25 protein-coding genes, 1 tRNA gene and 1 pseudogene are annotated in these 22,177 nt (G+C 58.6%); 5 read left to right on the top strand and 22 right to left on the bottom strand.

Annotated elements, in window-relative coordinates; translation table 11 throughout:
- Positions 1-21: 21 nt before the first annotated feature.
- From ispG to trmJ, 15 genes are all read right to left on the bottom strand, one after another.
- Positions 22-1,131, bottom strand: a complete 1,110-nt coding sequence (gene ispG, locus Q7C20_RS14990; RefSeq protein WP_375068351.1) for a flavodoxin-dependent (E)-4-hydroxy-3-methylbut-2-enyl-diphosphate synthase — start codon at positions 1,129-1,131, stop codon at positions 22-24.
- Positions 1,132-1,133: 2 nt separating this feature from the next.
- Positions 1,134-2,123: a RodZ domain-containing protein gene (locus Q7C20_RS14995; RefSeq protein WP_375068352.1), complete on the bottom strand. Its 990-nt coding sequence runs from the start codon at positions 2,121-2,123 to the stop codon at positions 1,134-1,136.
- Positions 2,123-2,881 (bottom strand): type IV pilus biogenesis/stability protein PilW, encoded by a 759-nt coding sequence (gene pilW, locus Q7C20_RS15000; protein WP_375068353.1) that lies wholly within the window; start codon positions 2,879-2,881, stop codon positions 2,123-2,125. The genes Q7C20_RS14995 and pilW overlap by 1 nt, the downstream gene beginning before the upstream one ends.
- Positions 2,882-2,893: 12 nt before the next feature.
- On the bottom strand, positions 2,894-4,042 hold the full coding sequence (gene rlmN, locus Q7C20_RS15005) for a 23S rRNA (adenine(2503)-C(2))-methyltransferase RlmN (protein WP_375068354.1): 1,149 nt from the start codon (positions 4,040-4,042) through the stop codon (positions 2,894-2,896).
- Between the two features lie 29 nt (positions 4,043-4,071).
- On the bottom strand, positions 4,072-4,497 hold the full coding sequence (gene ndk, locus Q7C20_RS15010) for a nucleoside-diphosphate kinase (RefSeq protein WP_083356869.1): 426 nt from the start codon (positions 4,495-4,497) through the stop codon (positions 4,072-4,074).
- Between the two features lie 91 nt (positions 4,498-4,588).
- On the bottom strand, positions 4,589-4,789 hold the full coding sequence (gene iscX / locus Q7C20_RS15015; protein WP_032879605.1) for a Fe-S cluster assembly protein IscX: 201 nt from the start codon (positions 4,787-4,789) through the stop codon (positions 4,589-4,591).
- 14 nt (positions 4,790-4,803) lie between these two features.
- The gene (gene fdx / locus Q7C20_RS15020) at positions 4,804-5,145 is read right to left on the bottom strand and encodes an ISC system 2Fe-2S type ferredoxin (protein ID WP_348056555.1); all 342 of its coding nucleotides are present in this window, start codon (positions 5,143-5,145) and stop codon (positions 4,804-4,806) included.
- Between the two features lie 3 nt (positions 5,146-5,148).
- Positions 5,149-7,011, bottom strand: coding sequence for a Fe-S protein assembly chaperone HscA (gene hscA, locus Q7C20_RS15025; protein WP_375068355.1), 1,863 nt, complete (start codon positions 7,009-7,011; stop codon positions 5,149-5,151).
- 51 nt (positions 7,012-7,062) lie between these two features.
- Positions 7,063-7,584: a co-chaperone HscB gene (gene hscB / locus Q7C20_RS15030; protein WP_078738989.1), complete on the bottom strand. Its 522-nt coding sequence runs from the start codon at positions 7,582-7,584 to the stop codon at positions 7,063-7,065.
- Between the two features lie 8 nt (positions 7,585-7,592).
- Positions 7,593-7,916, bottom strand: a complete 324-nt coding sequence (gene iscA / locus Q7C20_RS15035) for an iron-sulfur cluster assembly protein IscA (protein ID WP_003175963.1) — start codon at positions 7,914-7,916, stop codon at positions 7,593-7,595.
- 28 nt (positions 7,917-7,944) lie between these two features.
- Positions 7,945-8,331, bottom strand: a complete 387-nt coding sequence (gene iscU, locus Q7C20_RS15040; protein ID WP_003209682.1) for a Fe-S cluster assembly scaffold IscU — start codon at positions 8,329-8,331, stop codon at positions 7,945-7,947.
- Positions 8,332-8,430: 99 nt separating this feature from the next.
- Positions 8,431-9,645 carry an IscS subfamily cysteine desulfurase gene (locus Q7C20_RS15045; protein WP_375068356.1) on the bottom strand — a complete coding sequence of 405 codons (1,215 nt, stop codon included), beginning with the start codon at positions 9,643-9,645 and terminating at the stop codon, positions 8,431-8,433.
- Between the two features lie 50 nt (positions 9,646-9,695).
- Positions 9,696-10,187, bottom strand: coding sequence for a Fe-S cluster assembly transcriptional regulator IscR (gene iscR, locus Q7C20_RS15050; RefSeq protein ID WP_003194020.1), 492 nt, complete (start codon positions 10,185-10,187; stop codon positions 9,696-9,698).
- 302 nt (positions 10,188-10,489) lie between these two features.
- Complete coding sequence (cysE, locus tag Q7C20_RS15055; protein ID WP_375068357.1) at positions 10,490-11,272, bottom strand: serine O-acetyltransferase; 783 nt, start codon at positions 11,270-11,272, stop codon at positions 10,490-10,492.
- Positions 11,273-11,274: 2 nt separating this feature from the next.
- The gene (gene trmJ / locus Q7C20_RS15060; RefSeq protein ID WP_078738992.1) at positions 11,275-12,045 is read right to left on the bottom strand and encodes a tRNA (cytosine(32)/uridine(32)-2'-O)-methyltransferase TrmJ; all 771 of its coding nucleotides are present in this window, start codon (positions 12,043-12,045) and stop codon (positions 11,275-11,277) included.
- Between the two features lie 145 nt (positions 12,046-12,190).
- Between trmJ and suhB the strand changes: the two genes are divergently transcribed.
- Complete coding sequence (gene suhB / locus Q7C20_RS15065) at positions 12,191-13,006, top strand: inositol-phosphate phosphatase (protein ID WP_015885749.1); 816 nt, start codon at positions 12,191-12,193, stop codon at positions 13,004-13,006.
- 204 nt (positions 13,007-13,210) lie between these two features.
- Here the strand turns inward: suhB and Q7C20_RS15070 are convergent, their stop codons facing one another.
- The 6 genes from Q7C20_RS15070 to queA form a co-directional block, all read right to left on the bottom strand.
- Positions 13,211-13,753, bottom strand: a complete 543-nt coding sequence (locus tag Q7C20_RS15070; RefSeq protein ID WP_348056570.1) for a glycine zipper 2TM domain-containing protein — start codon at positions 13,751-13,753, stop codon at positions 13,211-13,213.
- A 122-nt stretch (positions 13,754-13,875) separates the two neighbouring features.
- Positions 13,876-14,790 carry a protein translocase subunit SecF gene (gene secF / locus Q7C20_RS15075; RefSeq protein ID WP_375068359.1) on the bottom strand — a complete coding sequence of 305 codons (915 nt, stop codon included), beginning with the start codon at positions 14,788-14,790 and terminating at the stop codon, positions 13,876-13,878.
- Between the two features lie 9 nt (positions 14,791-14,799).
- Positions 14,800-16,668, bottom strand: coding sequence for a protein translocase subunit SecD (gene secD / locus Q7C20_RS15080; RefSeq protein WP_375068361.1), 1,869 nt, complete (start codon positions 16,666-16,668; stop codon positions 14,800-14,802).
- Positions 16,669-16,730: 62 nt separating this feature from the next.
- Entirely contained in the window at positions 16,731-17,069 is a 339-nt protein-coding gene (yajC, locus tag Q7C20_RS15085; protein ID WP_003175975.1) for a preprotein translocase subunit YajC, read from the bottom strand.
- Between the two features lie 43 nt (positions 17,070-17,112).
- Positions 17,113-18,228, bottom strand: a complete 1,116-nt coding sequence (gene tgt / locus Q7C20_RS15090) for a tRNA guanosine(34) transglycosylase Tgt (RefSeq protein WP_375068404.1) — start codon at positions 18,226-18,228, stop codon at positions 17,113-17,115.
- Positions 18,229-18,233: 5 nt separating this feature from the next.
- Complete coding sequence (gene queA, locus Q7C20_RS15095) at positions 18,234-19,298, bottom strand: tRNA preQ1(34) S-adenosylmethionine ribosyltransferase-isomerase QueA (protein WP_375068363.1); 1,065 nt, start codon at positions 19,296-19,298, stop codon at positions 18,234-18,236.
- A gap of 108 nt (positions 19,299-19,406) precedes the next feature.
- On the opposite strand from queA, the gene Q7C20_RS15100 reads away from it, so the two are divergent.
- Positions 19,407-19,491: transfer RNA gene (locus Q7C20_RS15100), tRNA-Leu, on the top strand.
- A 164-nt stretch (positions 19,492-19,655) separates the two neighbouring features.
- Here Q7C20_RS15100 and Q7C20_RS15105 read toward each other — a convergent pair.
- Positions 19,656-19,965 (bottom strand): annotated as a pseudogene (locus Q7C20_RS15105) (DUF3077 domain-containing protein).
- A 459-nt stretch (positions 19,966-20,424) separates the two neighbouring features.
- Here Q7C20_RS15105 and Q7C20_RS15110 point away from each other — a divergent pair.
- The 3 genes from Q7C20_RS15110 (at position 20,425) to Q7C20_RS15120 (ending at position 22,175) form a co-directional block, all read left to right on the top strand.
- Complete coding sequence (locus tag Q7C20_RS15110) at positions 20,425-20,934, top strand: hypothetical protein (RefSeq protein ID WP_375068365.1); 510 nt, start codon at positions 20,425-20,427, stop codon at positions 20,932-20,934.
- 240 nt (positions 20,935-21,174) lie between these two features.
- Positions 21,175-21,555: a cupin domain-containing protein gene (locus tag Q7C20_RS15115; protein ID WP_375068366.1), complete on the top strand. Its 381-nt coding sequence runs from the start codon at positions 21,175-21,177 to the stop codon at positions 21,553-21,555.
- Positions 21,556-21,707: 152 nt separating this feature from the next.
- Positions 21,708-22,175, top strand: a complete 468-nt coding sequence (locus tag Q7C20_RS15120; protein WP_375068368.1) for a hypothetical protein — start codon at positions 21,708-21,710, stop codon at positions 22,173-22,175.
- The last annotated feature ends 2 nt before the right edge of the window (positions 22,176-22,177 follow it).

The raw sequence follows: 22,177 nt of genomic DNA on the forward strand, positions 1-22,177 counted from the left end.
CTAATCCTTAAATTCGTTCAATCAGCCGCGCGCGATCAGCGCTGCGTCAGCTGCGACCTTTTCGGCCGCTTTCTGGCGGATCAGTCTTTCGAGCTCATCCACCAGATTTTCATTCGTTAACTTCTGCGCCGGCTTGCCGTCGATGTAAATCAGGTTCGGTGTACCGCCGGTCAGGCCTACATGGGCCTCTTTGGCTTCACCCGGCCCGTTGACCACGCAACCGATCACCGCAACATCCAGCGGCACCAGCAGGTCTTCGAGGCGCAATTCCAGATCGTTCATGGTTTTCACCACGTCGAAGTTCTGCCGCGAGCAGCTCGGGCAGGCAATGAAATTGATACCACGGGAACGCAAACGCAGGGATTTGAGAATGTCGTAACCGACTTTCACTTCCTCTACGGGGTCTGCCGCGAGGGAGATGCGGATAGTATCGCCAATCCCTTCGGCGAGCAGCATACCGAGACCCACCGCAGATTTCACTGTGCCTGAGCGCAAACCGCCCGCTTCAGTAATACCCAGGTGCAACGGTTGCACAATTTCCTTGGCCAACAGGCGGTAGGCTTCTACCGCCATGAACACGTCGGAGGCCTTTACGCTGACCTTGAAGTCCTGGAAATTCAGGCGTTCAAGGTGCTCAACGTGGCGCAGCGCCGATTCAACCAGCGCCGCCGGGGTCGGCTCGCCGTACTTCTTTTGCAGGTCTTTTTCCAGGGAACCGGCGTTAACGCCGATGCGGATGGGGATGCCACGGTCACGGGCAGCGTCCACCACAGCACGCACACGGTCTTCACGACCGATATTGCCCGGGTTGATACGCAGGCAATCCACGCCGAGTTCGGCTACACGCAGCGCGATCTTGTAGTCGAAGTGAATGTCGGCAACCAGCGGCACCTTGACCAGCTGCTTGATGCGGCCAAAGGCTTCGGCAGCGTCCATGTCCGGTACGGAAATGCGCACGATGTCGACGCCAGCCGCTTCCAGACGGTTGATCTGGGCCACGGTGGCGGCCACATCATTGGTGTCGCTGTTGGTCATGCTTTGTACAGCGATGGGGGCGTCGCCACCCACCGGCACCGAGCCGACCCAAATTTTGCGCGATACGCGACGTTTGATTGGAGATTCGCCGTGCATGACTATTGTCCCAACTTCAGGCGAGCGGTCTCGCCACTGGTGAACGGCGCCACGTCCACAGGCTGGCCGTTGTAGGCCACTTGCGCGCCTCGGGCATAGCCCAGACGCAGCGTCAAAGGAGGCTTGCCGCCCTGGTCAAGCGTATCTCCCTTACGCTTGAGACCGCTAAACAGCACTTTGCCGTTGCCGTCGCTGACTTGCGTCCAGCAGTCGGCAACGAAGGTAATCTGGAGGTGCCCGTCACCTGCGATCAATGCAGGCGTGGTAGGCGGCGACATCGCTGGCGCTGCCGGGGTAGCAGGCGCGGCAGTCACAGGAGCAACTGGCGCATGGGCCGGAGCCACAGGCGTTGTCGGGGTGGCGGCGACGGCCGGGGCAGGAACCACGGCAGTCGCAGCTGGCGCAGTGCCCTCTGGCGTTGCTGGCTGTTCGGCGGTGACCGGCGCTTGCGGCGCCGCCTGCCCTTCGACAACAGCCTGGTCTTCCGGCTCATCCAGTGGATGAATCTGGGTGGTGCCGTCGGCGCTTTCGACTTCGACGTGCTCCATGGCGTTGCTGGTCAAGTCCTTGCTGCGCTGGGACGCCTGGTCTTGCCACCAGACGAAACCGCCGCCAATCACGGCAACCAGCAGCAACAGGCTGACAATTCGCAAAATCGTGTGGGAAACCCGCACAGGCTCTTCGATACGACCCAGGCCGTGCACATTGCTGCCCTGGGAGTCGGTGCCGGTGAACTGGTCAAATTGCTGAACCAGTACAGCCTGATCAATGCCCAGCAATTTGGCGTAGGCGCGGATATAGCCGCGAGCAAAGGTATGCCCAGGCAGCTTATCGAACGCGCCGGTTTCCAAATTGCCCAGGGACGTCGTGGTCAAATTGAGCTTGAGGGCCACTTCTGCCAGCGACCAACCATTGCTTTCGCGGGCCTGACGCAAGGTCTCGCCTGGGTTTACGCGATTAGCTGCTACAACTTCCGGGTGCGCCGCTTTCATCATTGCTCCGACAGGTATTGCTGATATTCCGGCGTACCGGGATAGAGTCGTTCGAGTTGCTGGCCAAAACGTGCGGCCGTGTCGCGTTCTTCATGAACCGTGGCCAGGCGCACGCCGAGCAATAGACTACGTGCATTTTGCCCGCTGAGCAGGCTAAAACGCTCGTAATAGTCACGTGCCGGCACATAATGCCTGTCTTCGTAAGACATCTCAGCCATTTCGAGCAATGCCCGAGGCTGACGACCATTCAAATGCAGTGCTTTTTCCAGTTGCTGGCGAGCGCTGTCGCGCTGGCCGAGGCGAATCGAGGTGACCCCAAGGTTCTCGAACACCCGCGACCGCTCCGGGTAGAGGGTATCGCTGGAGGCTTGCTGGAAATAAGCGGCGGCCTGGTCATAACGTTTCTGCGAGAACAGGAAGCTGCCGTAGTTGTTCAGCAGCCGCGGGTCGGCAGGACGTGAGGCCAGGGCCTTCAGAAAATAGCGATCGGCAAGTTCAGGCTCGGCCTGGGCCTGGAACACCAGGGCCAGCGCGGCATTGGCGTCAGCATCGTCGCCGTCCAGCGCCAGGGCCTTTTTCAGCGGCACCTTGGCCTGTTCGCTCATGCCTTGTCGCAGGTAACCCAACCCCAGTTGCACATAGGCACTTCGCGCCTCGTCACGGCCTTTATCGGTGTGCAAAGGGCTGTCATAACCCGATGAAACACAACCGGCCACGAGGCCGGTAAGCAGTAAAAGCAGCGCAAGGCGCAAGGGCATAGAGATCCTCTCTCAGATTCGATTCACAGCAATTTGCGGCAAATCTTCAGCAGCGTTAAGTTCGCGCACGGCGATATAACGTTCGCTGCGGCGGGTGCGGTCCATCACCTGCCCTACCAATTGGCCACAAGCGGCGTCGATGTCTTCACCACGAGTGGTGCGCACGGTCACGTTGTAGCCAGCCTGGTGCAGTTGATCCTGGAAACGGCGAATGGCGTTGTTGCTCGGCCGCTCGTAGCCAGAATGGGGAAACGGGTTAAACGGTATCAGGTTGATCTTGCATGGGGTGTTCTTGAGCAGCTCGATCATCTCGACCGCGTGCTCGACCTTGTCGTTGATGTCCTTGAGCATGGTGTACTCAATGGTCAGCACACGTTTCTCGCCCAAGGTCGCCATGTAACGCTGGCAAGATTCGAGCAGCATCTTAAGCGGATACTTCTTGTTGATTGGCACCAATTGGTTACGCAATGCGTCATTTGGTGCGTGCAGCGACAACGCCAGGGAGACGTCGATGTGCTTGGCCAGCTCATCGATCATCGGCACCACGCCGGAGGTCGACAGGGTCACACGGCGCTTGGAAATGCCATAGCCCAGGTCGTCCATCATCAGGTGCATGGCTGCGATGACGTTATCAAAGTTCAGCAGCGGCTCACCCATGCCCATCATCACCACGTTGGTGATGGCACGGTCGACGGTTGCCGGGACGCTGCCAAAGGATTTGTTGGCAATCCACACCTGGCCGATCACTTCGGCGGCGGTGAGGTTGCTGTTGAAGCCTTGCTTGCCGGTGGAGCAGAAACTGCAATCCAGGGCACAGCCTGCCTGGGACGAAACGCACAATGTGCCGCGTTTGCCTTGGGGAATGTACACGGTCTCGACGCAGCTGCCGGACGCCACGCGCACCACCCACTTGCGGGTGCCGTCGGTGGAAATGTCCTCGCTGACAACTTCGGGACCACGGACCTCAGCAATAACCTTGAGCTTGTCGCGCAAGGCTTTGCTGACGTTCGTCATGGCGTCGAAATCGTCGACGCCAAAGTGGTGAATCCACTTCATTACCTGACCGGCACGGAAACGCTTCTCCCCGATTGAGTCGAAGAATTTCTCCATTTCCGGCTGAGTCAGACCCAGCAGGTTGGTTTTAACAGTCGATGTAGTCATGGATTCACCCTCACTCTTTAAGCCAATGCTTAGCGAGCGGTTACTTCAGTAGCAGCGAAAAAGTACGAAATTTCGCGAGCAGCAGCGGCTTCGGAATCCGAACCGTGTACAGCGTTGGCGTCGATGGATTCAGCGAAATCAGCACGGATGGTGCCGGCAGCAGCTTCTTTAGGGTTGGTAGCGCCCATCAGCTCACGGTTCAGAGCGATAGCGTTTTCGCCTTCCAGAACCTGAACAACAACAGGGCCGGAGATCATGAAGGAGACCAGGTCGCCGAAGAAACCACGAGCGCTGTGCTCAGCGTAGAAGCCTTCAGCTTCAGCTTTGGACAGTTGCTTGAGTTTCGAAGCTACAACCTTCAGGCCGGCTTTTTCGAAACGAGTGGTGATCTCGCCGATGACGTTTTTTGCAACAGCGTCAGGCTTGATGATGGAGAAAGTACGTTGAACAGCCATGGTGTAACTCCAGAAACGGTAATTTACGAAAAATTAAACCCGCGAATTATACGCGGGTTATTGGGTATTGCCTAACTGCGTAAAAGGCGGCTCAGTCTGCTTCTTCGATCCACAGGCCTTGAATCGCCTCCAGAACCTTTTCGCCACCCCGGTCCGGGATGTCGTCGAAGTCCGGCAGCGCCATTACCAGGTTGCGCAGCTTGACGAAGTTCACAGTAAGAGGATTGACCTCGGGATGAGCTTCCGCAAGTTGAATAGCGATTTCTTGTACATCAACCCATTTCAGGCTCATGACATTTCCTTGAATCAATGCGGCGCTTCGGCCGCATGGTTGAGCGAATATTTCGGAATTTCGACGGTGATGTCTTCGGTCCCAACCTTGGCCTGACAGCTTAGACGCGATTGCGCCTCAAGGCCCCACGCGCGGTCCAGAAAGTCCTCCTCCAGCTCATCGGCTTCTTCCAGGGAGTTGAAACCCTCGCGGATGATGCAGTGGCAGGTGGTGCAGGCGCAGACACCGCCGCAGGCACTTTCGATTTCGATGTGGTGGTCATGGGCAACTTCGAGGATGGACTTGCCGGTCTCAGCCTCCACAACCATACCGTCCGGGCAATGCTCGGCGTGTGGCAGAAAAATGACCTGCGGCATTAATTATTCCTCGATTTCATTCAGGTTGCGTCCCGCCAGGGCGGCTTTTACCGACTGGTCCATGCGACGGGCGGCAAAAGCATCGGTCACTTGCGACAGACGTTTGGTCTGCTGCTCGATGGCATAACCATCGGTGCCTTTCATCAATTCAGCCAGTTCCTGCATTTGCAGGTCGATGACCATGCGTTCTTCGGCGTCCAGCAGGCGTTCGCCATCGGCGTCAAGCGCGCCCTGCACGGCTTCGAGCAGGCGCTGGGCGTCGACTTGTTGTTCACGCAGCACGCGGGCGACTTTGTCATCACCGGCGTATTGGAACGAGTCCTTAAGCATCTTGGCGATTTCGCCGTCGGTCAGGCCGTAAGACGGCTTGACCTGAATGCTCGCTTCAACGCCCGACGCCAATTCACGCGCGGCGACGCTGAGCAGGCCGTCGGCATCCACCTGGTACGTCACGCGAATTTTCGCCGCACCCGCGACCATGGCCGGGATACCGCGCAATTCAAAACGTGCCAGAGAGCGGCAGTCGCTGATCAGCTCGCGCTCGCCTTGCAGCACATGAATCATCATGGCTGTCTGGCCATCTTTGTACGTGGTGAAGTCCTGGGCGCGAGCGACGGGGATGGTGGTGTTGCGTGGAATCACCTTCTCCATCAGGCCGCCCATGGTTTCGAGCCCCAGAGACAACGGAATCACGTCGAGCAGCAGCAGTTCGCCACCATCGCGCTTGTTGCCCGCAAGGGTGTCGGCCTGGATCGCAGCGCCAATGGCGACCACTTGGTCCGGGTCGATTTCAGTCAGTGGCTGGCGACCGAAGGCTTCGGCCACGGCGTCACGCACACGTGGCACGCGGGTGGAACCGCCGACCATGACCACAGCCGCCACGTCTTCCAGCTCGATGCCGGAGTCGCGTACGGCGCGGCGGCAGGCCCTGAGGCTGCGGGCGACCATCGGTTCGATCAACGAATCGAAGGCTTCGCGGGTCAGCTGGGCCGACCAGGAACCGTAGGAAACTTCAACACTTGCGGCGTCAGTCAGCGCTTCTTTAGCGGCGCAGGCGGTTTGCAGCAGGCTGCGCTGCTCGCCCGGGTCCAGGTCGGCAGACAAGCCGGCGCCGCTGATGATCCAGCCAGCAATGGCGTGATCGAAGTCATCGCCGCCAAGGGCTGTATCACCACCGGTGGCCAGTACTTCGAAAACACCGCCAGTCAGGCGCAGAATCGAAATATCAAAAGTGCCGCCGCCCAAGTCGTAAATGGCGACCAAGCCTTCAGCATGCTGATCGAGGCCATAGGCCACGGCCGCCGCGGTCGGCTCGTTGAGCAGGCGCAGTACGTTCAGACCGGCGAGTTTTGCCGCGTCTTTGGTGGCTTGGCGCTGAGCGTCATCGAAATATGCCGGAACCGTGATCACCGCGCCGACCAGTTCGCCGCCCAAGGTGGTTTCCGCACGCTGGCGCAGCACCTTGAGGATGTCCGCAGACACTTCCACCGGGCTTTTCGGGCCTTGAACGGTGTCGATGAACGGCATATGGGATTCGCCGCCGACAAAGCGGTACGGCAGCTGGTCGCCCAATTGCTTGACGTCGGACAGACCACGACCCATCAGGCGCTTGACCGACAGCACAGTGTTCAACGGATCGGTAGACGCGGCCAGCTTGGCCGACTCGCCGACTTCGGTGCGATCGGCGTGATAGCGCACGGCGGACGGCAGGATGACCTGGCCATCGGCGTCGGGCAGCGGCTCGGACAGGCCGCTGCGCAAGGCAGCAACCAGGGAATTGGTGGTGCCCAGGTCAATCCCGACCGCCAGACGACGCTGGTGCGGTTGAGGGCTTTGGCCGGGTTCGGCGATTTGCAGTAGAGCCATGGTAATCAGGTCTTATCTGTCTATCAGGCGTGCATCACGGGCAGCACTGGGTTAATCGTCGAGGCGCTCTTCTAGCTGGCGCACTTCGTAGGTGAGCTTGTCGAGGAACTGCATGCGCCGCATCAGGCGTTCGGCCTGTTCACGTTGCGCTGCATCATCCCAACAGGCTGCGAAGCTTTCATTGAGCTCATCCTGGGCCACTTTCAGACGGCGCTTGAAGACTGCGACGCCAGCCACATCGGCCTCGTCCTGCAACTCTTCGAGTTCTTCGCGCCATTGCATCTGCTGCATCAGGAAGTCCGGATCGTGCACCGTGACTTCCATTGGCAACTCGCCACCCTTCATCGCGAGCAGGTAGCGCGCGCGTTTGGGCGGGTTTTTCAGCGTCTGATAAGCCTCGTTGAGGCTGGCCGATTGCTCCAGCGCCAAGCGTTGCTCCCGCTCGGAAGCGTCAGCAAAACGGTCCGGATGCACTCCACGCGCCAACTCTCGGTAGCGCGTGGCAAGCTGCTCAAGGTCCAGCCGAAAGCTCGGCTGCAGCTCGAATAAAGCGAAATGACAAGGAGTACCCACGAATAGCCTCAGATGTTGAAGCTTTCGCCGCAGCCACATTCACCGCGTACGTTGGGGTTGTTGAACTTGAAGCCTTCGTTCAAGCCTTCCTTGACGAAATCGAGCTCGGTGCCGTCCAGGTAGGTCAGGCTTTTAGGGTCGATGATCACTTTTTCGCCGTGACTTTCGAACACCTGGTCTTCCGCAACCACCTCATCGACGAACTCCAGCACATAGGCAAGGCCGGAACAGCCTGTGGTGCGAACACCCAGACGAATCCCCTCACCTTTACCGCGCCCATTCAGGGAGCGGCGAATGTGCTGCGCAGCCGCTTCTGTCATGCTGATAGCCATCGTTGACTCCTTACTCGTCGCCAAATGCTTAGATCAAGCCTTTCTTCTGCTTGTAGTCGCGAACGGCCGCCTTGATGGCGTCTTCTGCGAGTACGGAGCAGTGGATTTTCACTGGCGGCAGTGCCAGTTCTTCGGCCAGCTGGGTGTTGCTGATAGTCACAGCCTCATCCAGGGTCTTGCCTTTCATCCACTCGGTGGCGAGGGAGCTGGAGGCGATGGCCGAACCGCAACCGTAGGTTTTGAATTTGGCGTCTTCGATAACGCCAGCCTCGTTGACCTTGATCTGCAGGCGCATCACATCGCCGCACGCCGGAGCGCCGACCATGCCGGTGCCGACATCAGGGTCTTCCGCGTTCATCTTGCCGACGTTGCGCGGGTTTTCGTAGTGGTCGATGACCTTTTCGCTGTAAGCCATGGTACTGAATCCTCACTCATCAGGGCCGCTCTGGAACCCTGTAAAAACGCCTGCGTTTTCCGCCACGCTCCTACAGAGCTGGGGTGGCGGCTTCTATAGTTAGTGTGCCGCCCACTCGATCTTGGAAATGTCGACACCGTCTTTGAACATGTCCCACAGCGGCGACAGAACGCGCAGCTTGTTGACCGCTTCGCAGACTTTCTGCGCGGCGTAGTCGACTTGCTCTTCAGTGGTGAAGCGACCGAATGTAAAGCGGATCGAGCTGTGTGCCAGTTCGTCGTTTCGGCCCAGGGCGCGCAGCACGTACGACGGCTCAAGGGAGGCCGAGGTGCAGGCCGAACCGGACGAAACCGCCAGGTCCTTGAGCGCCATGATCAGCGACTCGCCTTCGACGTAGTTGAAGCTCAAATTCAGGTTGTGCGGTACACGGGCAGTCATGCTGCCGTTGATGTACAGCTCTTCAAGGTTCTCGACCTGCTTGTAGAAGCGATCGCTCAAGGCCTTGATGCGCACGTTTTCGGCAGCCATGTCTTCCTTGGCTACGCGGAACGCTTCGCCCATGCCGACGATCTGGTGGGTTGCCAGGGTGCCGGAACGCATGCCGCGCTCGTGACCGCCGCCGTGCATGGCAGCTTCGATACGCACGCGAGGCTTGCGGCTCACGTACAGCGCGCCGATGCCTTTAGGGCCGTAGGTTTTGTGGGCAGAGAACGACATCAGGTCGACTTTCAGCTTCGACAGGTCGATATCGACCTTGCCGGTGGACTGAGCAGCATCGACGTGCAGCAGGATGCCCTTGGAACGGGTCAGCTCGCCGATGGCCTCGATGTCGTTAATGGTGCCGATTTCGTTGTTCACGTGGATCACGGAAACCAGGATGGTGTCTTCACGCAGGGCTGCTTCGATCATGGCCGGTGTGACGATACCGTCGGTGGTCGGCTCAAGGTAAGTCACCTCAAACCCTTCACGCTCCAGTTGGCGCATGGTGTCGAGGACAGCCTTGTGCTCAATCTTGGTGGTGATCAGGTGTTTGCCTTTGGTCGCGTAGAAATGCGCCGCGCCCTTGATTGCCAGGTTGTCGGACTCGGTGGCACCGGAGGTCCAGACGATTTCGCGCGGGTCGGCGTTAACCAGATCGGCGACTTGGCGACGAGCGCTCTCGACCGCTTCCTCGGCTTTCCAGCCGAATACGTGGGAACGGGAGGCCGGGTTGCCGAAGTTTCCGTCAACCAGCAGGCATTCGCTCATTTTTTGCGCGACACGCGGGTCAACCGGGGTGGTCGCTGAGTAATCAAGGTAAATCGGCAATTTCATGGACTTTCTCCTAAATCAGGCTGGCTGGCGCGCCGTTAGCTCTTCGGCTGTCACTCGACGGCGGACGCTTCAATCTTGTCCAGACGCGGCGCCTTGGTATTGCATCGGCGCTGGTCCTGACGCTGGGCTACTTCTTGCACCTCACGGCGAGTCACAAGATCAGCCAAGCTGATACCACTCAAAAACTCATGGATCTGCAGGCTCAAGTCACACCACAAGTGGTGCGTCAGGCAGGTGTCGCCGGCGTGGCAATCACCCAGGCCCTGGCATTTGGTGGCATCGACGGATTCGTTAACGGCGTCGATTACCTGAGCTACCTGAATGCCCTGCATGTCGCGGGACAACTGATAGCCACCACCCGGCCCACGCACGCTGGAGACCAAGTTGCTGCGGCGCAATTTGGCGAACAGTTGCTCGAGGTAGGACAGGGAAATGCCCTGGCGCTCGGAGATATCGGCCAGGGACACCGGCCCAGTTTGCGCGTGCAAGGCCAGATCCAGCATGGCGGTTACCGCGTATCGGCCTTTTGTAGTCAGTCTCATGGACAAGTACCAAGGTGTTTCAGAATGGGAGCAAGTATGCGATTCCCGAGTATTTAAGTCAACTATAAGACCTAGTACTTTAGTCAGGATTAGCCGTAAAAAGGGCGCGCGAATCATAGCAGGATGGGGTGGGATGGAACAGCGGGAACCAGGCTTTGCAGTAATCGTGAGACCGCTGAGGATCAAATGTGGGAGCGGGCTGGCTCGCGAAAGCGGCGGATCAGTCAATAAATCTGTCGACTGATACTCCGCTTTCGCGAGCAAGCCCGCTCCCACAGGGGACGCGCGACGGCCGTGAAATTTCAGCTGGCTTTGGTGGCAGCCTCGTCCTTGATCTCGGCGAAGTCTTCTTCGCGCAACTCAGGCAGATCTTTCGCACAGTACGTGCTGCCCAAATCCTTCAGCGCGCCACACATGCCGTCCAGCTTACCGTCGACGGCTTGCAGATGATCCAGCAACTGGCCAATCGCGCGAGCCACCGGGTCGGGCATGTCTTCGCTGACGCCGTAAGCATCAAAACCAATCTTCTCAGCCATGGCCTTACGCTTGGCTTCCTGCTCGTCACCGACTTCCGGCTTGACGATGATGCGACCAGGAATGCCGACCACGGTGGCGCCAGGCGGCACGGCCTTGGTGACCACCGCGTTAGAGCCGACTTTGGCGCCGGCGCCGACGGTAAACGGACCGAGCACCTTGGCGCCCGCCCCCACCACAACACCATCGCCCAAGGTCGGGTGACGCTTGCCTTTGTTCCAACTGGTACCGCCCAACGTCACACCTTGATACAGCGTCACGTCATCACCAATTTCCGCAGTCTCGCCGATCACGATGCCCATGCCGTGATCAATAAAGAAGCGACGCCCCACCTTGGCCCCCGGATGAATCTCGATCCCGGTCAACCAGCGACCGAAGTTCGACACCAGCCGCGCCAGCCATTTCCAGCCCATGCCCCACAAGGCGCCGGACAGGCGGTGAATCCAGATCGCGTGCATGCCCGGGTAGCAGGTCAGCACTTCAAAGGCATTGCGCGCCGCCGGGTCACGGTGGAAAACGCTCTGGATATCTTCTCGCAAACGCTCGAACATGTTTAATCCTTCCGCTTAAGAAGCTCACCACGGGCCGCTTTTTGGGTTTCCGTGAGGATGCCACGCAATATATTCATTTCCGCTCGGCTGACCGAGCTGCGCCCGTAAAGGCGACGCAGGCGCGCCATCAAATGCCGTGGTTTTTCAGGATCGAGAAATTCAATGGCGACCAGGGTTTGCTCGAGGTGCTCATAGAACCGCTCCAGCTCATCCATCGTGGCCAATTCGCCACTTTTGGTCGACGCCACTTCGTCCTTTTCCACTTTGCTCGGCTGACCTTGTGCGGCCAGCCAGGCCATACGCACTTCATAACTCAACACCTGCACCGCTGCCCCGAGGTTCAGCGAGCTGAACTCAGGGTCTGATGGAATGTGCACGTGGTAATGACATCGCTGCAGCTCTTCATTGGTCAGGCCGGAATCTTCACGACCAAACACCAAGGCGATTTCGGCGCCGCCGGCAGCCTCTTCGACCACTTTGGTGCCGCACTCACGCGGGTCCAGCAATGGCCAGGGGATGCGCCGGTCGCGGGCGCTGGTGCCAAGCACCAGGTTGCAGCCAACCAAGGCATCTTCCAGGGTGGCGACAACCTGGGCGTTTTCCAGCAGGTCATTGGCGCCGGATGCACGGGCATCAGCCTCGTGGTGTGGGAACACGCGCGGGTCGACCAGCACCAGGCGCGTCAGCCCCATGTTTTTCATGGCTCGCGCCACCCCGCCGATGTTGCCGGGATGACTGGTATTGACCAAGACGACACGAATGTTTTGCAGCAAGGGAGGCGCTCTCGGACACAGGAAAGGGGAGCAAATCTTACAGAACAGCCTAAGGTTATGCCATGAAAGCTAACGTCGTCCTTCACCTGAAGAAAGTTTCTGCTAAACTGCTCGGCTTTCTTTAACAACCTTAGGTGACCTATCCATGCAGCCCATGCTGAATATCGCGCTGCGCGCCGCCCGCAGCGCCAGTGAATTGATCTTCCGCTCCATCGAGCGCCTGGATACCATCAAGGTCGACGAAAAAGACGCCAAGGATTACGTATCCGAGGTGGATCGCGCCGCCGAACAGAAAATCATCGACGCGCTGCGCAAGGCCTACCCTACCCACGGCATCCTCGGTGAAGAAACCGGCATGCACAAGGGCAGCGGCGAAGGCGAAGACTACCTGTGGATCATCGACCCACTGGATGGCACCACCAACTTCCTGCGCGGCATCCCACACTTTGCCGTGAGCATCGCCTGTAAATACCGCGGCCGCCTGGAACACGCTGTTGTGCTGGACCCGGTTCGTCAGGAAGAATTCACCGCCAGCCGTGGCCGTGGCGCCCAACTGAATGGTCGTCGCCTGCGCGTCAGCGGTCGCACCAGCCTGGACGGCGCCCTGCTGGGCACCGGCTTCCCGTTCCGTGACGACCAAATGGACAACCTGGAAAACTACCTGGGCATGTTCCGCGCCCTGGTTGGCCAGACCGCCGGCATCCGTCGCGCTGGCGCTGCGAGCCTGGACCTAGCTTACGTGGCTGCCGGTCGTTTTGACGCGTTCTGGGAGTCCGGCCTGTCCGAGTGGGACATGGCTGCAGGCGCGCTGCTGATTCAGGAAGCCGGCGGTTTGGTGAGCGACTTCACCGGCGGTCACGACTTCCTTGAAAAAGGCCACGTAGTAGCGGGCAACACCAAATGCTTTAAAGCAGTACTGACGGCCATCCAGCCGCACCTGCCGGCTTCGCTGAAGCGCTAAGCGAGCGAGCACAAAAAAGCACCCCGAGGGGTGCTTTTTTTATGCCTGGGATTTAGCCGTGTCGTGACTCCAGCAACAACACAAAACAAATGTGGGAGCGGGCTTGCTCGCGAAAGCGGAGTGTCAGTCGCTGAATATATTGACTGATACACCGCATTCGCGAGCAAGCCCGCTCCCACATTTGGATCTATACCAAGCTTGGAATTACTGCTGGTTCTGGCCCAGCACCAAGCGGCCTTCCTTATCTACTGGAATCTGGCCACCTGGGTCACGGTCCATACGCACCGAACCTTCCTTGCCGTCCAAGGTGTATCGCACGTCATAGCCGACAACCTTGTCGCTGATGTCGTTAACGGTGTTACAGCGAGTCTGCGTCGTGGTGTAGGTATCGCGGTTCTGCATGCCTTCCTGAACCTTGTTACCGGCGTAACCACCACCTACCGCACCGGCGACAGTCGCCAGCTTCTTGCCGTTACCACCACCAACCTGGTTACCCAACAGGCCACCGGCCAGGGCACCCACCACGGTGCCGACGATTTGATGCTGATCTTCCACCGGCTTCTGCCGAGTGACCGCTACATCCTTGCAGACTTCGCGCGGAGTTTTGATCTGGGTTTTCACCGGCTGCACTGCCAGCACTTGCGCATACTCAGGGCCGCTTTTTACCAGGCTGTAGGTGGCGACAGCACCCCCGGCAGTCACACCGACAGCACCCAATACCGCACCAACCAGTAACGACTTGTTCACGTGAACCTCCTGACCATCACAAGCGGACTGAAACGTCCGCGCTATACCCAGCCTTGGAGCAAAAAAAAAGGCACGAGTTCAATACTCGTGCCTTTTTTGTAACAGCAATCAACAACCCTCCATCAAGGACGGTCGTCGACCTCCTTGCCGGTAGCAGCAGGAGGAATCAAGTCTTCGCTGTTGAGGTTCAGCCAGATCAGCACCACGTTGGCGATGTAGATCGACGAGTAGGTGCCCGCCAGTACGCCAATGAACAGCGACAGCGAGAAGCCCCACAGGTTGTCGCCGCCGAAGATCATCAGGGCCGCAATCGCCAGCAGCGTGGAGATCGACGTCGCCATGGTCCGCAGCAGGGTCTGGGTGGTGGAGATGTTGATGTTCTCGATCAACGTCGCCTTGCGCAGTACACGGAAGTTCTCACGAACCCGGTCGAATACCACGATGGTGTCGTTGAGCGAGTAACCAATGATCGCCAATACCGCCGCCAGCACCGTCAGGTCGAAGGTGATCTGGAAGTAGGCCAGGATACCCACGGTCACTACCACGTCGTGGATCAGCGAAACGATCGCGCCGACGCCGAACTTCCACTGAAAGCGGAAGGCCAGGTAGATCATGATGCCGACCAGCGCCATCAGCATGCCGAGGCCGCCCTGGTCGCGCAGTTCTTCACCGACTTGCGGGCCCACGAACTCGACGCGCTTGACCGACGCAGGGTTGTCGCCACCGACCTTCTGCAAGGCCTCGGCTACCTGGTGACCCAGTTGCGGGTCTTCGCCAGGCATACGCACCAGCAGGTCGGTGGTTGCCCCAAAGCTCTGCACGATGGCTTCGTGATAGCCGGCCTTGACCAGCTCGTTGCGCACCAGGGTAACGTCGGCCGGCTTCTCGTAGGTCAGCTCGATGAGCGTACCGCCGGTGAAGTCCAGACCGTAGTTCAGGCCCTTATGGAACCAGCTGAACAACGCCAGAACGGTGAGGAGCACGGTGACGCCGAACGCAACGTTGCGAACGCCCATGAAGTTGATTGTACGTAACATGGCAGCCCCTTAAATCCACAACTTCTTGAAGTCACGCCCGCCAAAGATCAGGTTGACCATTGCGCGGGTCACCATGATGGCCGTGAACATCGAGGTAAAGATACCGAGGGACATGGTCACCGCAAAACCTTTGACGGGGCCAGTGCCCATGGCAAAGAGAATCCCGCCGACCAACAGAGTGGTCAGGTTGGAGTCGAGAATCGCGGTAAATGCCCGGCCGAAGCCTTCGTTGATTGCACGCTGTACCGTCATGCCGTTGGCGATCTCTTCACGAATACGCGAGAAAATCAGCACGTTGGCGTCTACCGCCATACCCATGGTGAGTACGATACCGGCGATACCTGGCAGGGTCAGCGTAGCGCCCAGCAGCGACATCAAGGCCAGCAGCATCACCATGTTGCCCGCCAGGGCTACAGTGGCGATCACGCCGAAGAAGCGGTAGATGGCGATGATGAACAGGGACACAAACAGCATGCCCCACAAGGCCGCGTCGACACCCTTGGTGATGTTGTCAGCACCCAGGCTCGGGCCAATGGTGCGTTCTTCAGCAAAGTACATCGGCGCCGCCAGGCCACCGGCACGCAACAGCAGCGCCAGCTCGGACGACTCGCCCTGGCCGTTCAGGCCAGTGATGCGGAATTGAGCACCCAGCGGCGACTGGATGGTCGCCAGGCTGATGATCTTCTTCTCTTCTTTAAAGGTCTGCACCGGCACGTCTTTCTCAACACCGTTCACCATTTGCTTGGTGTAGGTGGTGACCGGACGCTGCTCGATGAAGATCACCGCCATGCTGCGACCCACATTGCTGCGCGTGGCGCGGCTCATCAGTTCGCCGCCGTGGCCATCCAGACGGATGTTCACTTCAGGCGTGCCGTGCTCGCCGAAACCGGCTTTAGCGTCGGTTACCTGGTCACCGGTGATGATCAAGCCACGCTCGATCAACGCAGGAGGACGGTTGCCTTCACGGAACTCAAACTCTTCGGACGTGGCGCGGGTAGCACCCGGTTCAGCCGCCAGGCGGAATTCCAGGTTAGCGGTTTTACCCAGGATACGCTTGGCTTCAGCGGTGTCCTGAACGCCCGGCAATTCAACCACGATGCGGTTGGCACCCTGACGCTGAACAATCGGCTCGGCCACACCCAGTTCGTTGACGCGGTTACGTACCGTGGTCAAGTTCTGCTTGATGGAGTATTCGCGGATTTCCGCCAGCTTGGCTGGGGTCATCGCCAGACGCAGTACAGGTTGGCCGTTGAGGTCAGCCGGTACGATGTCGAAATCGTTGAAGTTCTTGCGGATCAGCGCACGGGCCTGTTCGCGGGACGCTTCATCAGAGAAGCCCAGCTGGATGGCACCGTTGAGCTGCGGCAGGCTGCGATAACGCAACTTCTCTTTGCGCAACAGGCTCTTCACGTCGCCTTCGTAGACTTTCAGGCGTGCGTCGAGGGCTTTGTCCATGTCGACTTCCAGCAGGAAGTGAACACCACCGGACAAGTCCAGACCCAGCTTCATCGGGTGCGCGCCAATGCTGCGCTGCCATTTTGGCGTGGTCTGTGCCAGGTTCAGCGCAACAACGTAGTCGTCACCCATGGCCTTGCGCACAACGTCTTTGGCCGGCAATTGGTCTTCTGCCTTGGTCAGGCGCAACAAGCCGCCCTTCGCATCAGCCGCCAACGTTGCCGCTTTTACCTGGATACCTGCGTCGGTCAGCGCTTTGCTCGCGCGTTCCAGGTCAGCCTGATTGACTTGCAGCGAGGTGCTGGCGCCAGTGATCTGGATCGCAGGGTCATCAGGGTAAAGATTGGGAGCGGAATAAATAAAACCGATCGCCAGCACCGCCAGGATCAGTACGTATTTCCACAGAGGGTATTTGTTCAGCATCACGCCGCCCGCTTATAACGCGGGGCGCCTTGCGCGCCCCGTCGATTGGTAAAGGTTGTTACTCAGATCGCTTTCAGCGTGCCTTTTGGCAGCGTGGCGGCGATGGCGCCTTTCTGGAACTTCATTTCTACGGTGTCGGAGACTTCCAGAACCACGAAAGCATCGGAAACCTTGGTGATCTTGCCAGCGATACCGCCGGTGGTCACAACTTCGTCGCCTTTCTGCAGGCTGCCCAGCAGGTTTTTCTGCTCTTTGGCGCGCTTGGCCTGTGGACGCCAGATCATCAGGTAGAAGATGACCAGGAAGCCGACCAGGAAAATCCACTCAAAACCACCGCCCATTGGGCCGGCAGCGGCAGGCGCAGCGGCGTCAGCCATGGCGTTAGAGATAAAAAAGCTCATTTAGCACTCCAGTTGCAAATAGTGAATCTTAGGGTCGGAAAACTCAGTCCAAGGGCGGCACAGGGAGCCCGCGCTTGGCATAGAAGGCATCGACGAAGGCGGCCAATGTACTCTGTTGAATAGCCTCGCGCAAACCAGCCATCAGGACTTGGTAGTGACGCAAATTGTGGATGGTATTCAACATGCTACCCAGCATTTCCCCGCATTTGTCCAGATGGTGCAGATAAGCACGGGAGAAGTTCTGGCAGGTGTAGCAGTCACAGGTTGGATCCAGCGGCGAATCATCATGGCGATGGAACGCGTTACGGATCTTCAGCACGCCTGTATCAATGAACAGATGCCCATTGCGGGCATTACGGGTTGGCATCACGCAATCGAACATGTCCACACCGCGGCGCACACCCTCAACGAGATCTTCCGGTTTGCCAACACCCATAAGGTAACGAGGTTTTTCAGCAGGCATCAGGCCCGGCAGGTAATCCAGCACCTTGATCATCTCGTGCTTGGGCTCGCCCACCGACAAACCGCCGATGGCCAGGCCGTCGAAGCCGATTTTGTCGAGGCCTTCCAGCGAGCGTTTGCGCAAGCTTTCATGCATGCCGCCCTGGACGATACCGAACAGCGCGGCGGTGTTGTCGCCATGGGCGTTTTTCGAGCGCTGGGCCCAACGCAGCGACAACTCCATGGAAATACGCGCGACGTCTTCGTCCGCTGGATACGGCGTGCACTCGTCGAAGATCATCACGATGTCGGAGCCGAGGTCGCGCTGCACCTGCATCGACTCTTCCGGGCCCATGAACACCTTGGAACCGTCGACCGGCGAGGCGAAGGTCACGCCCTCTTCCTTGATCTTGCGCATGGCGCCCAGGCTGAACACCTGGAAACCACCGGAATCGGTGAGGATCGGGCCTTGCCACTTCATGAAGTCATGCAGGTCGCCGTGCTTCTTGATCACCTCCGTGCCTGGGCGCAGCCACAGGTGGAAAGTGTTGCCGAGAATGATCTCGGCGCCGGTGGCAACGATGTCGCGGGGCATCATGCCTTTAACGGTGCCGTAGGTACCAACCGGCATGAACGCCGGGGTCTCGACGGTGCCGCGCGGGAACGTGAGGCGACCACGACGAGCCTTGCCATCCGTGGCCAATAATTCAAACGACATACGACTCATAGTGGTTCCTCAAGGCCCGCTTCTTTGGGAGCAGTCGGCGCAGGGTTACGGGTGATAAACATCGCATCACCGTAGCTGAAAAAACGGTATCCATTGTCGATGGCGGCCCTGTAGGCGGCCATGGTTTCCGGATAACCGGCAAATGCCGACACCAGCATCAACAGCGTGGATTCCGGCAAATGGAAGTTGGTCACCAGGCAATCGACCACATGGAACGGCCGGCCCGGGAAAATAAAGATATCGGTGTCGCCACTGAACGGCTTGAGCACGCCGTCGCGCGCCGCACTCTCCAGCGAACGCACGCTGGTGGTGCCCACGGCAACCACTCGCCCGCCGCGCGCCTTACACGCCGCCACCGCGTCCACCACTTCCTGGCTGACTTCCAGCCACTCGCTGTGCATATGGTGGTCTTCGATGTTATCCACACGCACCGGCTGAAACGTGCCGGCCCCCACGTGCAGGGTCACATAGGCGCTCTCGACACCCTTGGCGGCAATCGCATCCAGCAGCGGCTGGTCAAAATGCAGCCCGGCCGTGGGCGCGGCCACCGCGCCGGGGCGCTGGGAGTACACCGTTTGATAGCGCTCGCGGTCCGCGTCTTCGTCGGGGCGGTCTATATAAGGAGGCAACGGCATATGGCCGACGCGCTCCAGCAACGGCAACACTTCCTCGGCAAACTTGAGTTCGAACAACGCATCATGGCGCGCGACCATCTCGGCCTCGCCACCGCCATCGATGAGGATGCTCGAACCCGGTTTCGGCGACTTGCTGGAACGCACATGGGCCAGCACACGATGGCTGTCCAGCACCCGCTCCACCAGAATTTCCAGCTTGCCGCCGGACGCTTTCTGGCCAAACAGCCGCGCCGGAATCACCCGGGTATTGTTAAACACCATCAAATCGCCTGGGCGCAAATGCTCAAGCAAATCAGTGAATTGACGGTGTGCGAGGGCACCGCTCACCCCGTCCAGGGTCAGCAGTCGACTGGCGCGACGCTCGGCCAAAGGGTGGCGAGCGATCAGCGAATCAGGGAGCTCAAAAGTAAAGTCAGCAACGCGCATGATGGAGTTCGTCTAGCAGGGGCGGGAAGTCTAGCGGAAATAGTGAAAATAGACCATGAAACGTGATTGACCAACGGTAATCTCATCTCTATACTTCGCCGCCATTGAGCCCTGATGGCGGAATTGGTAGACGCGGCGGATTCAAAATCCGTTTTCGAAAGAAGTGGGAGTTCGATTCTCCCTCGGGGCACCATCTTAAAGAAAGACCTTGAAATTCAAGGTCTTTTTTTTCGTCTGTAGAAAAGTGGGTGGCAAGCAAAATTACCAGTCGGCGCCTGCTGTACCTTGAAACACAGTCTCCTGTGGGAGCTGGCTTGCCTGCGAAGACGCCAGCCCAAACACCATCAAATTACCCGCCTACACACCGAACGCTTCACCCTCCTCAGTGACCCCATTCGGCAACATCCCATTCGCCAAAATCATCAACCACCGCCTTCGCCATCTCACCCAAATAATGTGCCGCCCAGGCATAGCGATCCGCGCTTTTGTCCATGGCTGCATCCAATGCCAGCATTTTTGAACAGTGGAGAAGCTCGGAGGCATGCTCAAGGGCATCGCGAATGGGTACGCCAGAATTGACGCGGAATAGGTGGTGGAGGTTTGGCTGTTTGCCGCAGGCGGAGAAGGTGATGACGCCGAGGGTTTTGTTAAGGGGTGGGTTGATCATTGAGCACCTCCCATGTGGGTGGAGGTGTGGGTTGTGGGATTGCGAGGGTGCGACTGGTCAGAAATGCTCATTGATTAAGCTCCTAGTTAAGTGAGCCTATTGTTTTCGGATTATCAGGTCCGGTCGCTAGATTGGAGGCGAGGGTGGAAGGTAGAGCAGGAGCGGTCGAGACTTGAAGGCAGGACCCGTGGCGAAAGGTTTCCGGCGGGTAGACTGGGATTAGGTGAGGATCGGAGGAAATAAAATCATGCCCCGCTCCTTTTTACGCCTCAACAGGTAAGGGATACTCCGTCAGGCCGCAATCGGCCAAATGCGGCCATTGCGCCTATCTAGTAAACCAGGGGCGATTCACCTTTATTCCAGGCCTGGTCAGACGCTCGTTCTTCTCACTTATTGCTTGACTCATTCTGATTGAGCAGGCCTGTTGATGTCGCATCTTCCGCCATTAATAAGGAAATTATGAAGCCTCTTTACCTATGTTCAGTTCTGCTGCTTGCAGGCTGCGCCCCAGCGCCGAAATACCTTGTGCCTGCGGGGGCGCCCCAGGCGATGATCCGCAGCGAGCTGGTCTCTATGGAAAATTATCGAAACGGCGTGACTCTGGTCCAGGCGCCTGCCATCGGCTGCAAATACGGCAGAACCGTGGCGATTGAGTCGGGGAAGCAGTTGGTTTCCGTTTATAAGAATGTCTCGACGCCGGAGGGATTTTTCCCAATTGAAGCCGGCAAGCCGCTGCACTTGGAAATGCACGGCGTGGCCAATGCCCATCGCTCATGCAGCGTAGCGTTTGTCAGCGAATTTTCGCCGGGCGCACGCTATGTGATCAAGGGAGGGATTGTCGACGTCCCGGGCTCGCTGGGCCGTTGCTACATCGACATATTCAATGTCGATTCGGGCGTGCGCGTGCCCACGGCCAGTGAGCCAAAAATAGAACGTACTTGTGCGTTGGACCGGTTACCGATGCTGTAGCGTAAAAAGGGGATCAGGCTACCATCGTAAAAGCGGGGGTAAATTTGACCTGTAGTCTGATCCCGGTTTTACGATGTATGCCAATCATTTTATGTCGCGAGAGGCTGCTTTCGGCCGAAAGCGGACAAGCACGTCCTTACAAGTGATCGTCCCCCTCCCTCACCAACTTGCAGGATCGTTCAAGCTCTCCTTCCCTCCCATTCGCTAACCTGGCCTTCCTCACCCACCCGAGTCCCCGCCATGGTCCAGCCAAAGCCCCCAACAAAACCCATAAACCTCACTCAAAAAGCCTCCCTAATCGACCAACAATGGAGCCCACGCGTCGTCGCCGAAATGAACGACTACCAAATCAAAGTAGTACGCATCGAAGGCGAATTCATCTGGCACTCCCACCCCGAAACCGACGAGGCGTTCCTGGTACTCGAAGGAACCCTGCGCATCGATCTCCCAGACGGCCCGGTGTATGTAGCACCCGGTGAACTCTACGTAATCCCTCGCGGCATAGAGCACCGAACGGCCGCCGAGGGCGAAGCCACGCTGATGATGATCGAGCCACGGGGCATCTTGAACACTGGGCATGAAGGTGGGGACCGCACCGCCGTGAATGATCAGTGGATCTGAGGGTTGGCACTCCCTTGAGGTCGCCAGCCCTTTCAAACCGTTATCATCTTGCGCCATCCTTCAAGGAAGAACCCGATCATGCCGATTTTCGAGCTGGCGACAACCCACGGCACGTCGAGCCGAAGTACGGCTGACAGTCGCCCGGTGCAGCTATGACTGAAACGCAAAGCCTCCGGGCACGCCTCAAAAAGTACCTGGGCTGGGCCGTGTTAATCGGCCTTGCAGCGCTGTTCATCTACGCATTCGCGAACAAGCCGGCGCTGCCGTCAGAAATCGTCCTGAAGCAAGACTTCATTCCGGGGCAGTCGATCTACATCGTTCAAGACGCCAGGAACCCCGATGAGCCCAAAAGCCTGAGGTTCTACGTCAACAACGGCGGCGGCAGGAATGATGAGACGATGAAAGTGCGCCTCGGCAAGACGCCGCCCTTCCTGGTCTCGGACACTGACTTGAAAGACGTGGTCATCCAACGCGTCGCTAACGGCCTGCACATCACCCTCAAAGGCACAGTCATGCGTTACCACAGCGACCTCTACCTTGAAGACGGCGACACTTACACCACCTACCGTGTAAGCCTCGAACAACTCGACACCCGACCGCCCTTGCCGAGCGGTCGGTAAGT

This window comes from Pseudomonas sp. AMR01, from assembly GCF_041946035.1.
GTDB lineage: Bacteria > Pseudomonadota > Gammaproteobacteria > Pseudomonadales > Pseudomonadaceae > Aquipseudomonas > Aquipseudomonas antarctica_B.

Excerpts from the sequence above, each read along its gene's own strand:
- hscA (WP_375068355.1), bottom strand. The coding sequence starts at position 7,011 with ATGGCTCTACTGCAAATCGCCGAACCCGGCCAAAGCCCTCAACCGCAC.
- pilW (WP_375068353.1), bottom strand. The coding sequence starts at position 2,881 with ATGCCCTTGCGCCTTGCGCTGCTTTTACTGCTTACCGGCCTCGTGGCC.
- iscX (WP_032879605.1), bottom strand. The coding sequence starts at position 4,789 with ATGAGCCTGAAATGGGTTGATGTACAAGAAATCGCTATTCAACTTGCG.
- cysE (WP_375068357.1), bottom strand. The coding sequence starts at position 11,272 with ATGTTCGAGCGTTTGCGAGAAGATATCCAGAGCGTTTTCCACCGTGAC.
- queA (WP_375068363.1), bottom strand. The coding sequence starts at position 19,298 with ATGCGCGTTGCTGACTTTACTTTTGAGCTCCCTGATTCGCTGATCGCT.
- fdx (WP_348056555.1), bottom strand. The coding sequence starts at position 5,145 with ATGCCGCAGGTCATTTTTCTGCCACACGCCGAGCATTGCCCGGACGGT.
- Q7C20_RS15045 (WP_375068356.1), bottom strand. The coding sequence starts at position 9,645 with ATGAAATTGCCGATTTACCTTGATTACTCAGCGACCACCCCGGTTGAC.
- iscU (WP_003209682.1), bottom strand. The coding sequence starts at position 8,331 with ATGGCTTACAGCGAAAAGGTCATCGACCACTACGAAAACCCGCGCAAC.
- iscA (WP_003175963.1), bottom strand. The coding sequence starts at position 7,916 with ATGGCTATCAGCATGACAGAAGCGGCTGCGCAGCACATTCGCCGCTCC.
- secF (WP_375068359.1), bottom strand. The coding sequence starts at position 14,790 with ATGTTACGTACAATCAACTTCATGGGCGTTCGCAACGTTGCGTTCGGC.
- rlmN (WP_375068354.1), bottom strand. The coding sequence starts at position 4,042 with ATGACTACATCGACTGTTAAAACCAACCTGCTGGGTCTGACTCAGCCG.
- suhB (WP_015885749.1), top strand. The coding sequence starts at position 12,191 with ATGCAGCCCATGCTGAATATCGCGCTGCGCGCCGCCCGCAGCGCCAGT.
- tgt (WP_375068404.1), bottom strand. The coding sequence starts at position 18,228 with ATGTCGTTTGAATTATTGGCCACGGATGGCAAGGCTCGTCGTGGTCGC.
- Q7C20_RS15120 (WP_375068368.1), top strand. The coding sequence starts at position 21,708 with ATGACTGAAACGCAAAGCCTCCGGGCACGCCTCAAAAAGTACCTGGGC.
- yajC (WP_003175975.1), bottom strand. The coding sequence starts at position 17,069 with ATGAGCTTTTTTATCTCTAACGCCATGGCTGACGCCGCTGCGCCTGCC.
- iscR (WP_003194020.1), bottom strand. The coding sequence starts at position 10,187 with ATGAGACTGACTACAAAAGGCCGATACGCGGTAACCGCCATGCTGGAT.
- Q7C20_RS15115 (WP_375068366.1), top strand. The coding sequence starts at position 21,175 with ATGGTCCAGCCAAAGCCCCCAACAAAACCCATAAACCTCACTCAAAAA.
- secD (WP_375068361.1), bottom strand. The coding sequence starts at position 16,668 with ATGCTGAACAAATACCCTCTGTGGAAATACGTACTGATCCTGGCGGTG.
- ndk (WP_083356869.1), bottom strand. The coding sequence starts at position 4,497 with ATGGCTGTTCAACGTACTTTCTCCATCATCAAGCCTGACGCTGTTGCA.
- Q7C20_RS15110 (WP_375068365.1), top strand. The coding sequence starts at position 20,425 with ATGAAGCCTCTTTACCTATGTTCAGTTCTGCTGCTTGCAGGCTGCGCC.
- Q7C20_RS14995 (WP_375068352.1), bottom strand. The coding sequence starts at position 2,123 with ATGAAAGCGGCGCACCCGGAAGTTGTAGCAGCTAATCGCGTAAACCCA.
- ispG (WP_375068351.1), bottom strand. The coding sequence starts at position 1,131 with ATGCACGGCGAATCTCCAATCAAACGTCGCGTATCGCGCAAAATTTGG.